General features: G+C 72.1%; 13 protein-coding genes. 10 read left to right on the top strand and 3 right to left on the bottom strand.

Annotated features, from left to right (window positions below):
* Window positions 1-9 precede the first annotated feature (9 nt).
* Entirely contained in the window at window positions 10-1,596 is a 1,587-nt protein-coding gene (locus OHA89_RS15005) for an acyl-CoA carboxylase subunit beta (protein WP_257554516.1), read from the bottom strand.
* 131 nt (window positions 1,597-1,727) lie between these two features.
* Between OHA89_RS15005 and OHA89_RS15000 the strand changes: the two genes are divergently transcribed.
* The 5 genes from OHA89_RS15000 to hutH all read left to right on the top strand — a co-directional run bounded on the left by OHA89_RS15000 (window position 1,728) and on the right by hutH (window position 7,585).
* The gene (locus OHA89_RS15000) at window positions 1,728-2,594 is read left to right on the top strand and encodes a biotin--[acetyl-CoA-carboxylase] ligase (RefSeq protein ID WP_266607930.1); all 867 of its coding nucleotides are present in this window, start codon (window positions 1,728-1,730) and stop codon (window positions 2,592-2,594) included.
* Between the two features lie 131 nt (window positions 2,595-2,725).
* A complete protein-coding gene (locus OHA89_RS14995) occupies window positions 2,726-3,877 on the top strand; it encodes an adenylate/guanylate cyclase domain-containing protein (protein ID WP_215148369.1) in 1,152 nt (383 codons plus the stop codon).
* Window positions 3,878-3,904: 27 nt separating this feature from the next.
* Window positions 3,905-4,720, top strand: coding sequence for an enoyl-CoA hydratase/isomerase family protein (locus tag OHA89_RS14990; RefSeq protein WP_266607927.1), 816 nt, complete (start codon window positions 3,905-3,907; stop codon window positions 4,718-4,720).
* Between the two features lie 109 nt (window positions 4,721-4,829).
* The gene (locus tag OHA89_RS14985) at window positions 4,830-5,945 is read left to right on the top strand and encodes a diguanylate cyclase domain-containing protein (protein ID WP_406366365.1); all 1,116 of its coding nucleotides are present in this window, start codon (window positions 4,830-4,832) and stop codon (window positions 5,943-5,945) included.
* Window positions 5,946-6,043: 98 nt separating this feature from the next.
* Window positions 6,044-7,585: a histidine ammonia-lyase gene (gene hutH / locus OHA89_RS14980; RefSeq protein ID WP_257559342.1), complete on the top strand. Its 1,542-nt coding sequence runs from the start codon at window positions 6,044-6,046 to the stop codon at window positions 7,583-7,585.
* 62 nt (window positions 7,586-7,647) lie between these two features.
* Here hutH and OHA89_RS14975 read toward each other — a convergent pair whose 3' ends face one another.
* Complete coding sequence (locus OHA89_RS14975; protein ID WP_266607923.1) at window positions 7,648-7,962, bottom strand: hypothetical protein; 315 nt, start codon at window positions 7,960-7,962, stop codon at window positions 7,648-7,650.
* A 164-nt stretch (window positions 7,963-8,126) separates the two neighbouring features.
* Here OHA89_RS14975 and OHA89_RS14970 point away from each other — a divergent pair, with 164 nt between their 5' ends.
* The 5 genes from OHA89_RS14970 (at window position 8,127) to OHA89_RS14950 (ending at window position 13,230) form a co-directional block, all read left to right on the top strand.
* On the top strand, window positions 8,127-8,411 hold the full coding sequence (locus tag OHA89_RS14970; RefSeq protein WP_257554509.1) for a hypothetical protein: 285 nt from the start codon (window positions 8,127-8,129) through the stop codon (window positions 8,409-8,411).
* Window positions 8,412-8,544: 133 nt separating this feature from the next.
* Window positions 8,545-9,813: an Ig-like domain-containing protein gene (locus tag OHA89_RS14965; RefSeq protein WP_215148360.1), complete on the top strand. Its 1,269-nt coding sequence runs from the start codon at window positions 8,545-8,547 to the stop codon at window positions 9,811-9,813.
* A 143-nt stretch (window positions 9,814-9,956) separates the two neighbouring features.
* Window positions 9,957-11,453 (top strand): ABC transporter permease, encoded by a 1,497-nt coding sequence (locus tag OHA89_RS14960; RefSeq protein ID WP_266607920.1) that lies wholly within the window; start codon window positions 9,957-9,959, stop codon window positions 11,451-11,453.
* A 103-nt stretch (window positions 11,454-11,556) separates the two neighbouring features.
* Window positions 11,557-12,234 carry an ABC transporter ATP-binding protein gene (locus OHA89_RS14955; RefSeq protein WP_215148356.1) on the top strand — a complete coding sequence of 226 codons (678 nt, stop codon included), beginning with the start codon at window positions 11,557-11,559 and terminating at the stop codon, window positions 12,232-12,234.
* Between the two features lie 33 nt (window positions 12,235-12,267).
* On the top strand, window positions 12,268-13,230 hold the full coding sequence (locus OHA89_RS14950) for a GNAT family N-acetyltransferase (protein WP_406366364.1): 963 nt from the start codon (window positions 12,268-12,270) through the stop codon (window positions 13,228-13,230).
* Here the strand turns inward: OHA89_RS14950 and OHA89_RS14945 are convergent.
* Window positions 13,220-14,155 (bottom strand): helix-turn-helix transcriptional regulator, encoded by a 936-nt coding sequence (locus OHA89_RS14945; protein WP_406366363.1) that lies wholly within the window; start codon window positions 14,153-14,155, stop codon window positions 13,220-13,222. The genes OHA89_RS14950 and OHA89_RS14945 overlap by 11 nt on opposite strands.
* Window positions 14,156-14,301: the final 146 nt, after the last annotated feature.

The following is a 14,301-nucleotide window of genomic DNA, read 5'->3' as shown; positions in this document are numbered from 1 at the left end:
CTGGAGGGGCTAGAGGGGGATGTTGCCGTGCTTCTTCGGCGGCAGGGACTCCCGCTTGGTGCGCAGCTGCCGCAGCCCCTTCACCACGTGCGCCCGGGTCTCGGACGGCATGGTCACCGCATCGATGTAACCGCGCTCGGCGGCCGTGTACGGGTTCAGCAGCGCGTCCTCGTACTCGGAGATGAGCCGGGCCCGGGTCTCCTCCACATTGTCCGCCTCCGCGATGGTGCGGCGATGCAGGATGTTCACCGCGCCCTGCGCGCCCATGACGGCGATCTGCGCGGTCGGCCAGGCCAGGTTGAGGTCCGCACCGAGGTGCTTGGAACCCATGACGTCGTACGCGCCGCCGAAGGCCTTGCGGGTGATGACGGTGATCAGCGGGACGGTGGCCTCCGCGTACGCGTAGATCAGCTTCGCGCCCCGCCGGATGATTCCGTTGTACTCCTGGTCCGTGCCCGGCAGGAAGCCCGGTACGTCCACGAACGTCAGCACCGGGACGTTGAACGCGTCGCACGTCCGGACGAACCGCGCGGCCTTCTCGGAGGCGTTGATGTCCAGGCAGCCGGCGAACTGCATCGGCTGGTTGGCGACGATGCCCACCGGGTGGCCCTCGACCCGGCCGAAGCCGGTGAGGATGTTCGGCGCGAACAGCGACTGCGTCTCCAGGAACTCCGCGTCGTCGAGCACGTGCTCGATCACGGTGTGCATGTCGTACGGCTGGTTCGCGCTGTCCGGGATCAGTACGTCGAGCTCGCGGTCGCTGTCGGTGACCTCGGTGTCCGCCTCCTCGGGGAAGGCAGGCGGCTCGGAGAGGTTGTTCGACGGCAGGTACGCGAGGAGCGACTTCACGTACTCGATGGCGTCCTTCTCGTCGCCCGCCATGTGGTGCGCGACGCCGGACGTGCTGTTGTGCGTCCGGGCCCCGCCCAGCTCCTCGAAGCCCACGTCCTCGCCGGTGACCGTCTTGATGACGTCCGGGCCGGTGATGAACATGTGCGAGGTCTGGTCGACCATCACCGTGAAGTCGGTGATCGCGGGGGAGTACACGGCCCCGCCCGCGCAGGGCCCGACGATCAGGCTGATCTGCGGGATCACGCCGGAGGCGTGGACGTTGCGGCGGAAGATCTCGCCGTACATGCCCAGGGCGCTGACGCCCTCCTGGATGCGGGCGCCACCGGAGTCGTTGATGCCGACGAGCGGGCATCCGGTCTTCAGCGCGAAGTCCATGACCTTCATGATCTTCTGGCCGTAGACCTCGCCGAGGGCCCCGCCGAAGACGGTGAAGTCCTGCGAGAACACCGCGACTGGGCGGCCGTCCACCGTGCCGTAGCCGGTGACGACGCCGTCGCCGTAGGGGCGGGTCTTCTCCAGCCCGAAGCTGGTGGAGCGGTGCCGGGCGAACTCGTCCAGCTCGACGAAGGAACCCTCGTCCAGCAGCAGGGCCACCCGCTCACGCGCCGTCAGCTTGCCCTTGGCGTGCTGCTTCTCCACGGCACGCTCGGATCCTGCGTGGGTGGCTTCGTCGATGCGGCGCTGCAGATCCGCGATCTTGCCCGCGGTGGTGTGCATGTCGATCGGCTCTGACGGTTGTGACATCGGGGTCGCGGCTCCCTGCGTGGTGTCAACTGCCTGGTCAATTGATTGACTACTGCTGGCTACTGGTGCGTAGCGTATCGGCGGGCATGGCGCTCGGCAGTGCGGCGTTTGACACACCTACTGTGGGTTGCATGACGCCATCAGATGCCTCAGCAGGTGCTTCCGCGGGTCGCTGGTCGAGCCTGGACCGGCCGCCCCTCAATGCCGCCGCGCTCCAGCGGGCCCTCGTCACCGAGGGCGGGCTGTGGACCTCCCTGGAGGTGGTCGCCGCCACCGGGTCCACCAACACCGACCTCGCGGCCCGGGCGGCGCAGCTGCCCGAGGGGGCCGTGCTCGTCGCCGAGGAGCAGACCGCCGGGCGCGGGCGGCTCGACCGGAGCTGGGTCGCGCCGGCCCGGTCGGGGCTGTTCTTCTCCGTGCTGCTCAAGCCGGGCGAGGCCGTGCCGCAGGAGCGGTGGGGGTGGCTGACCCTGCTGGCCGGGGTGGCCGCCGCGAGCGGGCTCTCCCGGGCGGCGGGAGTGGACACCGGCCTCAAGTGGCCCAACGACCTGCTGGTCACCGTGGACGGCGAGGAACGCAAGACCGGCGGGATCCTCGCCGAGCGGGTCGCCGACGGGGTCGTCATCGGGATCGGGCTCAACGTGACCCTGACGGAGGACGAGCTGCCGGTGCCGGCCGCCGGGTCCCTCGCGCTGGCGAAGGCCACCGTGACCGACCGGGATCCGCTGCTCAGGGCCGTACTGCGCTCGCTCGAGCAGTGGTACGGGAACTGGCGCGCGGCCGGTGGCGACCCGGCGTCGAGCGGCCTCCAGGAGACCTACGCGGCGGGCTGCGCGACCCTGGGCCGTCACGTCCGCGCGGAGCTCCCCGGTGGCCGCACGCTCACCGGAACGGCCGAAGCGATCGATGCCGACGGCCGCCTGCTGATCCGTACCGCCGCGGACGAGCACGAGGCGGTGGGCGCGGGCGACGTGGTGCATCTGCGGTCCGTGCACTGACCCCCGTTCAAAGCAGGGGAGGGGGAGTGAGCTACGGCACACCTGCCGTATGGTTTAGGCGATCCCGGTACTCGTGGTGATCACCCGGTTCGGCAGGGCAGTGCGCGCACGGAATGGACAGGAGGCGGCCCTTGACCGTCGACGACTCTACGTCCAGCGCGTCCGCCCACGGGCCCACGGGTCCGGCCCACCCGATCGGGCGTGACCAGCACCACCCGCACCACGAGGTGGACCACACGGCCCAGCCCACCGCCGACCCCCTCGCCATCCGGCTCGAGCAGCTGATCCTGGGCGCCGAGCGCCGGTACACCCCCTTCCAGGCCGCCCGCAGTGCCGGTGTCTCGATGGAGCTCGCCTCCCGCTTCTGGCGGGCCATGGGCTTCGCGGACATCGGCCAGGCCAAGGCCCTGACGGAGGCGGACGTACTGGCGCTGCGCCGCCTGGCCGGTCTGGTGGAGGCCGGGCTGCTGTCCGAGCCGATGGCGGTGCAGGTGGCGCGGTCCACCGGGCAGACCACGGCGCGGCTGGCGGAGTGGCAGATCGACTCGTTCCTGGAGGGGCTGACGGAGCCGCCGGAGCCGGGGATGACCCGTACGGAGGTCACGTACCCCCTGGTCGAGCTGCTGCTGCCGGAGCTGGAGGAGTTCCTCGTCTACGTGTGGCGGCGCCAGCTGGCGGCCGCGACCGGGCGCGTCGTGCAGGTGGCGGACGACGAGGAGATGGTCGACCGGCGGCTCGCGGTGGGCTTCGCGGACCTGGTGGGCTTCACCCGTTTGACGCGGCGGCTGGAGGAGGAGGAGCTCGGCGAGCTGGTCGAGTCCTTCGAGACGACGTCGGCGGACCTGGTCGCGGCGCACGGCGGCCGGCTGATCAAGACGCTCGGCGACGAGGTGCTGTACGCCGCCGACGACGCGGCGACGGCGGCGGAGATCGCGCTGCGGCTGATCGAGACGATGGAGGCCGATCCGCAGATGCCCGAGCTGCGGGTCGGGATCGCCTTCGGCACGGTGACGACCCGGATGGGCGATGTCTTCGGGACCACGGTGAACCTGGCGAGCCGGCTGACGTCCATAGCGCCGAAGGACGCGGTGCTGGTTGACGGGGCGATGGCGGAGGAGCTGGGCCGGACCGGGGCCGCGCCGGTGTCCGAGAAGGAGGCCGAGGCGGAGGGCGGCGGCGCGTACCGCTTCGCGCTCCAGCCGATGTGGCAGCGGCCGGTGCGTGGTCTGGGTGTCGTGGAGCCCTGGTCGCTGACGCGGCGGAAGCCTAAGATCCCCGGGTAACGTTCGTTAACCGGGAGGGTCTGTCCTATGTCCGAGTCCGCGTCCGAGTCCGCGTTCGAGTCGGAGTTCGTTTCGGTACGTCGGCACGGTGACGACGGGGTCGTCGAGCTGGTGCTGGACCGCCCGAAGGCGATGAACGCGGTGTCGACGGACATGGCCCGCGCCATCGGGGCGGCCTGCGCGCAGCTGGCCGCCGACGCTTCCGTACGGGTGGTGGTGCTCTCCTCCGCCGCGGAGCGGGCGTTCTGCGTGGGGGCGGACCTCAAGGAGCGGAACTCGCTGTCGGACGCCGAGCTGGTGCGGCAGCGGCCGACCACGCGGGGTGCGTACGGGGGCGTACTGGAGCTGCCGATGCCCACGATCGCCGCCGTGCACGGCTTCGCCCTGGGCGGCGGCTTCGAGCTGGCCCTGGCCTGCGATGTGATCGTGGCCGATGAGACGGCGGTGGTCGGGCTGCCCGAGGTGTCGGTGGGGGTGATCCCGGGCGGCGGGGGCACGCAGCTGCTGCCGCGCCGGGTGGGTGCGGCGCGGGCGGCCGAGCTGATCTTCACGGCGCGGCGGGTGGAGGCGGCCGAGGCGCTGTCGCTGGGGCTGGTGGACTCGGTGGTCGCGGCCGGGCAGGACACGGCCGAGGCGCTCTCCCTGGCGTCCCGGATGGCGGCGAACTCCCCGGTGGGTCTGCGGGCGGCCAAGCGGGCGCTGCGGCTGGGGCACGGGATGGACCTGGCGGCCGGTCTGGAGATCGAGGACGCGGCCTGGCGGACGGTTGCCTTCTCGGGGGACCGGGCCGAGGGCGTGGCGGCGTTCAACGAGAAGCGCAAGCCGAACTGGCCCGGGCAGTAGCCGGACCGCGTCACTGTCGCCGCCTCGGCCGTTGCCCTTCGTGATCTCGCCGTCACCGAAAGTCGCGCCAATTATCACCAAATCAGACAAAACTCCCTAACCTGGGGTGATGGGAGTTGACGGGCGGCTGCGAGCCGTGGTGGGCCTCGCGCAGGCGATGGCCGCGGCGTGCGCGCCGCGGGACAGTGTGCGGGCGGCTGCGCGGGGAGCGCGGGTGGCGCTGGACGGCTCCTTCGCCGCGATCTCCGCGTGGGAGCGCGAGCGGGGGCGCCTGCGGGTGCTCGTGAACGAGGGGGAGCGGCGGCGGGGGGAGGAGGAGTTCCCCGAGGACGAGTCCTATCCCGTGCACGACTTCCCCGAGATCACCGAGTTCCTGCACGAGCGCTGGGTGGGCGGCGGCGGCCCGCACGCCTGGGTCGAGAGCGCCGTCGGCGACCGGCCGGGGCGGCGCGGCGAGGCCCTGCGCCGGCGCGGGCGCGGCACCTGCGTGGTCGCGCCGATCGTGCTCAGCGGGCGGGCCTGGGGCGAGCTGTACGTGGCCCGGGACGAGGGGCTGCCCGACTTCGACGAGGACGACGCCGAGTTCGCGACCGTCCTGGCCGCCGTGGTCGCGGCCGGGCTCGCGCAGAACGAACGGCTGGAGGAGGCCCGGCGCCTCGCCTTCACCGACCCGCTGACCGGCCTCGCCAACCGGCGGGCGGTCGACATGCGGCTCGACGAGGCCCTGGAGGAACACCGGCGGACCGGAGTCGTGGTCAGCCTCGTGGTCTGCGACCTGAACGGGCTGAAGAAGGTCAACGACACCCTGGGCCACGCCATGGGCGACCGGCTGCTGGAGCGGTTCGGGTCGGTGCTGAGCCTGTGCGGGGCCATGCTGCCCGGCGCGCTGGTGGCGCGGCTCGGCGGCGACGAGTTCTGCCTGCTGGGGGTGGGGCCGACGGCGGACGAGGTGGTGCGGGTCACCGAGGAGCTGTGCGTCCGGGCCGCCGAGCTGGATCTGGGCGAGGGCGTGGCCTGCGGGGTGGCCTCCACCGGGGACCCGATCGGGCTGGTGAAGTCCTCCCGGCGGCTGTTCCGGCTCGCGGACGCCGCCCAGTACAAGGCGAAGGCCGCGCGCTCCCCGAAGCCGGTGGTGGCGGGCCGGGACACCGCCGTGGTGCGGCTCGCGGACGCCGCCGCACAGGAGGCTCCGGGGGAGCGGCGCCGCTTCCGCGGCCGCCAGTGACCGCCGCTCGGGCCGTAAGGGGCCCTCCTGGCGCGTGATCGTGACAGTTTCGCCTAGTGACATGTAGCGATTCAATCCGTAGGGTGCTGAATATGGATATGCACACTGTCGTGGTGGGGACGTCCGGGACCACCGCCGAGGACGTCATCGCCGTCGCCCGCCACAACGCGCGCGTCGAGCTGTCCGGCGAGGCGCTCGACGCGCTCGCCCGCGCCAGGGGGATCGTCGACGCGCTCGCCGCCAAGCCCGAGCCCGTCTACGGGGTGTCCACCGGCTTCGGCGCGCTGGCCTCCCGGCACATCAGCCCCGAGCTGCGCGCCCAGCTCCAGCGCAACATCGTCCGCTCGCACGCCGCCGGCATGGGCCCGCGCGTCGAGCGGGAGGTCGTCCGCGCGCTGATGTTCCTCCGGCTCAAGACCGTCGCCTCCGGGCACACCGGCGTACGGCCCTCCGTCGCCCAGACCATGGCCGACGTGCTCAACGCCGGGATCACCCCCGTCGTCCACGAGTACGGCTCCCTCGGCTGCTCCGGCGACCTCGCGCCGCTGTCCCACTGCGCGCTCGCGCTGATGGGCGAGGGCGACGCCGAGGGTCCGGACGGAACCGTCCGCCCCGCCGGGGAACTGCTCGCCGAAGCCGGGATCGAGCCCGTCGAGCTCCGCGAGAAGGAGGGCCTCGCCCTCCTCAACGGCACCGACGGCATGCTCGGCATGCTGGTCATGGCCCTCGCCGACCTCGGCAAGCTGTACACCTCCGCCGACATCACCGCGGCCCTCACCCTGGAGGCGCTGCTCGGCACGGAGAAGGTCCTCCAGCCCGAGCTGCACGCCATCCGCCCGCACCCCGGCCAGGGCGCCTCCGCCGCCAACATGGCCGCCGTGCTGAAGGGATCCGGGCTCACCGGGCACTTCCAGGAGGAGTCCGCCCCGCGCGTGCAGGACGCCTACTCGGTGCGCTGCGCCCCGCAGGTCGCGGGCGCCGGCCGCGACACCATGGCGCACGCCGCCCTGGTCGCCTCCCGCGAGCTGGCCGCCGCCGTCGACAACCCGGTGGTGCTGCCCGACGGACGCGTGGAGTCCAACGGCAACTTCCACGGGGCCCCGGTCGCGTACGTGCTGGACTTCCTGGCCATCGCGGCCGCCGACCTCGGCTCCATCGCCGAGCGGCGCACCGACCGGCTGCTCGACAAGAACCGCTCGCACGGCCTGCCGCCGTTCCTCGCGGACGACGCCGGTGTGGACTCCGGTCTGATGATCGCCCAGTACACGCAGGCCGCCCTGGTCAGCGAGATGAAGCGGCTCGCGGTGCCGGCCTCCGCCGACTCCATCCCCTCCTCCGCCATGCAGGAGGACCACGTCTCGATGGGGTGGTCGGCCGCGCGCAAGCTCCGTACCGCCGTGGACAACCTCACCCGGATCATCGCCATCGAGATGTACGCGGCCACCCGGGCCATCGAGCTGCGCCACGGGCTCACCGCCGCACCGGCGAGCCTGGCCGCGATCGAGGCCGCCCGTGCGGCGGGTGTGCAGGGTCCCGGGCCGGATCGTTTCCTCGCCCCCGACCTGGCCGCCGCCGACGCGTTCGTCCGTTCCGGCGCCCTCGTCGACGCGGTGGAGTCCGTGACGGGCCCGCTGGCCTGACGTACACCGAGGCATGAGAAGGGCCGCCCCGCCGGGGCGGCCCTTCGTGCAGTTACAGGCGCTTACAGGGCGCGGGAGCGGCGTACGGAGAAGGTCACGAACCCGGCCCCGGCGCCGAGGCAGAGCATGCCGCCCAGGAAGTAGGGGGTGGTGTCGACGGAGCCGGTGTCGGCGAGCGTGAGGGGCGCCGCCTGTGCCTGCGCCTCGGGCCCTGCGTCCGCGTGTGCGACCGTATCGGCCGCGTTCGCGGCGGCGGGCACCGCAGAGTGGCCCGCGGCGTGCTCCGGTGCGGTGGCGTTGGCCGAGGGGACGAACCAGAGGGCGGCGAGGAGGGTGGTCGCTCCGAGAGCGGTGAGCAGCGGTCGGCGTGCGGACACGGTGCGATCCCCCTTGTGGCAGCAGCGAATTGGCCGTGTGCGGTGATGCTACGGAAAGGGGCGGGTCGTGGGAAAGTCAGGGGTTCCCCGGGCTTACTCTCCGTCGTATGAACTCTTCTGAGACATCACGATACGTACGGCTTCGGGTTGATTTGATCCTCGAGGTGCCGGACTCGCAAGCACTCACGGGAGCCGCGCTCGCGCACATCAAGGCCGACGAGTTCATGCCGGACGAGGAGCGCGGCCACGCCGAGTCCGCAGTGCGGGAGGACGAGTCGGAGGCCCTCGCCTATCTGGTCGACCCCACTGACCTGGTCGCCGACATCCCCGGCGTGGAGCTGGCGCAGGCCTCCTGGAGCAGCGAGCCCGTCGAATACGACCCCGAGTCCATGGAGTGGGACATGGACGAGGAAGATGGTGCCTTCGACGAAGAAACCGACAACGCCTGACCGTGTGGTTGCCCACATCCCAACGGAATGTGGAACCGATCCGCGACGTTAACGCGTTGTCAGGACGAGGCAGGGGGCCATGTCCCCCTGCCCGGCCAACCCCGGGACGGCAGCCTCGGGGTTTCCGGCAACGATGGAGTGGCGTGTGAGGACGGACAGCAAGCGACGGAGAAGGTCCCTGGTGGCCGTATCCGCCGTGCTCGGCGGCGTACTGGTGCTCTCGGCGTGCAACGGCGGGGGCGGTGACAAGCCGAACGCGAGCGAGAGCAGCAAGTCCCAGGCGGACGTCGACGCGGCGGCGGCCAAGGACGCCTCCAAGGCCCGAATAGCCATCACGCCGAAGGACGGCGCCACCAACGTCGGCCTGAACGACTCGGCCAACGTCGCCGTCAGCGACGGCACGCTCACCCAGGTCGAGCTGAAGAGCGCCGAGGGCACGGCCGTGGCCGGCAAGATCGCCGCGGACGGCAAGAGCTGGAAGCCGGACGCCGCGCTCAAGCGCTCCACCAAGTACGCCCTGTCGGCGACCGCGAAGGACGCCGACGGCCGCGAGGCGCACGAGAACGCCTCCTTCACCACCGTCTCCCCGGAGAACAGCTTCGTCGGCTCCTTCGTCCCGGACGAGGGCCAGACCGTCGGCGTGGGCATGCCGGTCTCGATCACCTTCAACAAGGCGATCAAGGACAAGAAGGCCGTTCAGGCGGCCATCTCCGTCTCCTCCAGCAGCGGCCAGGAAGTCGTGGGCCACTGGTTCGGCGCGCAGCGCCTCGACTTCCGCCCCGAGCAGTACTGGCAGGCGAACTCCACCGTCACGCTCAAGCTGGCGCTGGAGGGCGTGCAGGGCGCGCCCGGCGTCCAGGGCGTCCAGAGCAAGACCGTCACCTTCAAGATCGGCCGCAGCCAGGTCTCCACGGTCGACGCGAAGACGAAGAAGATGACGGTCACCCGGGACGGCGCGGTCCTCAAGACCATCCCGATCTCGGCGGGCTCCCCGGAGAACCCGACGTACAACGGCCAGATGGTGATCTCCGAGAAGTTCAAGGAGACCCGGATGAACGGCGCCACCGTCGGCTTCACGGACGACGACGGCAAGGGCGAGTACGACATCAAGGACGTCCCGCACGCCATGCGGCTGTCGAACTCCGGCACCTTCATCCACGGCAACTACTGGGGCGCGGACTCGATCTTCGGCAGCGTCAACACCAGCCACGGCTGTGTCGGCCTGAATGACGCCAAGGGCGCGGGCGACCCGAACCAGCCGGCCGCCTGGCTCTACGACAACTCGCTCATCGGCGACGTGGTCACCGTGGTCAACTCCCCGGACAAGACCATCACGCCGGACAACGGCCTCAACGGCTGGAACATGAACTGGGCGGAGTGGAAGGCGGGCGCGGCCGTCTGACGGACCGTGTGAAGACCTTCTGACCTCGCAGTACATCCGGCGGACGGCCGGGAACCCCCTCGGGTTCCCGGCCGTCCGCCTTTTCATGTGACTCTCACCCGCGGCTTATCCGGCCATCACGGGTGCTGCCTAGCTTCGGCCGCATGTTCCTCACCTACCTCCGGCGCGAGCTGCGCCGCCGCCGGAAGGCCGCCCTCGTCGTCGCCTCCGGACTCGCCCTGGGCATCGCCCTCGTCATCGTCGTCACCTCCGTCTCGGCGGGTATGACGCAGGCGCAGGGCAAGGTCCTGCAGTCCCTCTACGGACTCGGTACGGACATGACCGTCACCAAGGCCCAGACCCCGCCGGAGGAAGGCAGTACCGCCGCCCGTCCCCGCTTCCAGTTCGACGCCAAGGGCGAGGGGGAGGAGGACGCCGGCACCGAGCAGAGCAGCGACATGGTGCTGCCCCAGGGCTTCCAGACCCTCGACGCCGCCACCGTCGCCAAGGTGGCCGGACAGGACGGGGTCGCGCAGGCCGTCGGCGGCCTCAGCCTCCAGGTGATGAAGGTCAACGGGCAGTTCAAGCGCGGCGAGTTCAAGCGCGTCGAGGGGGCTACGCCCGCCAAGCCGGGCGCCACGGGAGGCGCGGGCGCAGGCTCCGGCTCCGGCTCCGGCGGTACTGTCGAGGGCGGCGGCGCCGACTTCGACGTCAACTCCTTCACCGTCTACGGCGCGGACGTCACCCGGCCGAAGCTGGGCCCGCTCACCACCTCCAAGATCACCTCGGGTCGCGGTTTCGAGGCGGGCGAGACCGACGCGGCCGTGGCCGTCGTGGACAGCGCCTACGCCACCAAGAACAAGCTGGCCGTCGGCTCCGAAATCACCGTCAAGAAGACCGTGTTCAAGGTCGTCGGCATCGCCACCGCCGACAGCGGGGACGCCGCCGCCAACGTGTACGTCCCGCTCAAGCAGGCCCAGACCCTCGCCGAGACCCCTGACAAGATCACCACGGTCTACGTCCAGGCCAAGGACTCCCAGGGCCTCGCCGACGTCAAGCAGGCCATCCAGAAGAACGTCCCCGACACCACCGTCACCACCTCCGCCGACCTCGCCGACACCGTCTCCGGGTCGCTGTCCACGGCCGCCTCGCTCGCCTCCACCGTCGGCACCTGGCTCTCGTACGCCGTCCTCGCCGCCGCCTTCCTCGTCGCGGGCCTCCTCACCTCCTCGGCCGTCAGTCGCCGGGTCCGCGAGTTCGGCACCCTCAAGGCGCTCGGCTGGAAGAGCGGCCGCGTCACCCGCCAGGTCGCCGGCGAAGCCCTCGTCAACGGCCTGATCGGCGGCGTCCTCGGCATCGGCCTGGGCCTCGGCGCGGCCTACCTGATCACCGCCGTCAGCCCCACCCTCACCGCGCAGCTCGCGGGCGGTGGCGGCGGCCTGATGCGGGCCGCCGGTCCGGGCGGCGGCGCCGCGATGACGCGGGGCGCCCGCGACGCGGCCGGCAAGGCCCTGGACGTCGCGCTCACCGCGCCCGTCTCGCTCGCCACCATCGGCCTGGCCGTGGGCCTCGCCGTCCTGGGCGGACTGGTCGCGGGCGGCTTCGGCGGCTGGCGCGCCTCCCGGCTGCGGCCGGCGGACGCCCTGCGCCGCGTCGAATAGCCGCGCGCCCGCCCATCAGCCCGCCCATCAGCCCGTACAACACCCGCGCGCGTACGCCCGCCCGTACGCCCGTCCGCACCCAGCGACCGAGGGAACGAACGACATGTACCAACTCACCGGTGTCACCAAGCGCTACCGGCGCGGCAAGGAATCCATCGACGCGCTCGCCGGGGTCGACCTGACCATCGAGGACGGCGGCCGGCTCGTCATCCAGGGCCCCACGGGCGGCGGCAAGTCCACCCTGCTCCAGATGCTCGGCGCCCTCGACCGGCCCACGCAGGGCCAGGTCGTCCTCGACGGCCTGGACCTGGCCACGGTCTCGGAGGCCCGGCTCACCCGGGTCCGGGCGGAGAACATCGGCTTCGTCTTCCAGTCCTTCAACCTGATCCCGACCCTCACGGCGCAGGAAAACGTCGAGACGGCCCTGGTCCCGCTCGGCCTCAAGGCCCGCGTACGGCGCGAACGGGCCGCCGAGGCCCTGGAGTCGGTGGGGCTCGGCGAACGCATGGGCCACCTGCCCGGGGAGATGTCCGGCGGTCAGCAGCAGCGCGTCGCGATCGCGCGGGCGCTGGTGAAACGGCCGAAGGTGCTGCTGGCCGACGAGCCGACCGGCAACCTCGACGAGTCCATGCGCGACGAGGTCATGGACCTGCTGGAAGGGCTCTGCACGGAGCACGGGCTCACCTTCGTCATGGTCACGCACGACAGCGCGCTGGCGAAGCGGGCGCCGCGGGTGGCGACAATTCGCCGCGGACGGGTGACGGTGACCGAAAACGCCTGACCAGAGGCCGCGGACGCTGCTTAGGCTCGGGGGATGACGATCAGAGCGCTGCCCGTGCCCCCGACCGACACCCAGGTGGACGACTGGTGGGCGGTCCTGGTCGCCGCCTCGGCCGCCGACCTGCCGCAGCTGCCCGCGCCCTCCCGGCTGGAGGTCGCCGGGCGGCTGTGCGTGGCGCCCGCCCGCGGCCACGCCGTGCTCTGGGCGGCGGACGAGGCACAGGGCGTGGCGGGCCTGCTCCTGTTCACGGACGAGGCCAACAGCCACACCGCGTTCCTGGACGTGCTGACGGTACGTCCGGACGCCCGCCGGCGGGGCGTCGGCACCGCCCTGTGGCAGCGGGTCCGCGACGAACTGCTCGCGCAGGGGCGGACCTCGGTCGCGGCGATGGTGGACCTGGGAGGTCCGGGGCAGGCGTTCGCGGAGTCGCTCGGGTTCGAGAACGTCCTGCCCCTGGCCTGGTACGCACAGGACGTGACCCGGCAGCAGGACCGGCCGGCCGTCCCGGCCACGCCGGGGTACGAACTGCACGCCTGGCACGGCCTGGTGCCGGACGACCGGGCGGCGGCGGTGGCCAGGGCCCACGGGGCGATGGAGGACGCGCCCATGGGGGACGTGGACGAGAGGATCGAGACCTGGACGGCCGAGCGGCTGCACGCGGCGCACAGGCTGATCCTGGACCGGGGCGGCGAGCTGACCACGGTCGCCGCGGTCACCGGATCCGGCGAGGTGGCCGCGTACACGGAACTGGTCCTGCCGGATCCCGCCGGCGCCCGCGCCCTCCAGTACGACACCGTCGTCGTCCCCGCCCACCGCGGCCACGGCCTCGGCCGCGCCGTGAAGCTGCGCATGATGGAGCTGGCCGCGCACCGGTATCCCGCCCTGCGGCAGATCGCCACGACGGTCGCGGACGAGAACACTCCGATGCGCGCGGTGAACGAGGCCCTCGGCTACCGCCACGAACGCGACACGGCGTACTACCAGCTCAAGCTGTAGCGGCGGGGTCCCGGTCCGCCCCGGCCCCGGCCGCCCCGGCTGCTCCGGCCGCGGTTCCGGTGGCGGTTCCGGCCTGCTCCGACGGGGCGGACCACGACGACAGCAGGTGCAGCGCGTCCTCGGACGGGGACCCGGGTGCCGCGTGGAAGGTGACCAGGAACTGCGCCGGATCGTCCGGCAGCTCCAGCCTCTCGAAGTACAGGTCCAGCTCGCCCACCAGCGGATGCCGCAGCTTCTTCACCCCGTGCGTCTTGTCGGCCACCGTGTGCGCCGCCCACAGCCGCCGGAACTCCTCGTTCTTCACTGACAGCTCCCCGACCAGCGCCGTCAGCTGCTCGTCGTCCGGGTGCTGGCCCGCGTACATCCGCAGATTGCTCACCACCTCGCAGGCCCGGCACTCCCACTCCGCGTACAGCTCGGCCGTCGCCGGGTCCAGGAACACCAGCCGCACCAGGTTCCGCTCCTGCACGGGCAGCGCCCCGAAGTCCCCGAACACCGCGGCCGCGAGCCGGTTCCAGCCGAGTACGTCCTGCCGCCGGCCCACGAGGTAGGCCGGTACGCCCTCCATCGCGTCCATCAGTGTCCGCAGCTCCGGCCGGACCTGCTGCGGACGGTGGCTCTGGCGGCGCCGGCGTGCCTGCGGGCGCGCCAGATGCGTCAGGTGCGCCCGCTCCGTGCCGTCCAGGCGCAGCGCCCGCGCGATGGCGTCCAGCACCTCCGCCGACACGTTGTGCCCGCTGCCCTGCTCCAGGCGCGTGTAGTACGCGACGGACACCCCCGCCAGCAGCGCCAGTTCCTCGCGGCGCAGCCCGGGGACGCGCCGGTGGCGCCCGTAGTCGGGCAGGCCCACGTCCTCGGGGCGCAGCCGCGCGCGGCGGCTGCGCAGGAACTCGCCGAGCTCGGCTCGCTGATCACGCTGGTCCATACCGCCAGTATCGCCGGGAGCCCGCCCGCGGCGCGGCGGTGTTCCTGACCCCGCCAAGGGTAGGTCCGGCAGTCCTAGGCAGGACAGGGGGCTGGGTGGGCGCCGCCCGGCCCGGCAGGCTGGCATCCGAACACACCAGCGTCACC

The sequence above is a fragment of the Streptomyces sp. NBC_01546 genome, from assembly GCF_045208355.1.
In the GTDB taxonomy this organism is placed as follows: domain Bacteria; phylum Actinomycetota; class Actinomycetes; order Streptomycetales; family Streptomycetaceae; genus Streptomyces.
The sequence above is the reverse complement of the archived record's forward strand: the minus strand, read 5'-3'. Positions and strand labels throughout refer to the sequence as shown.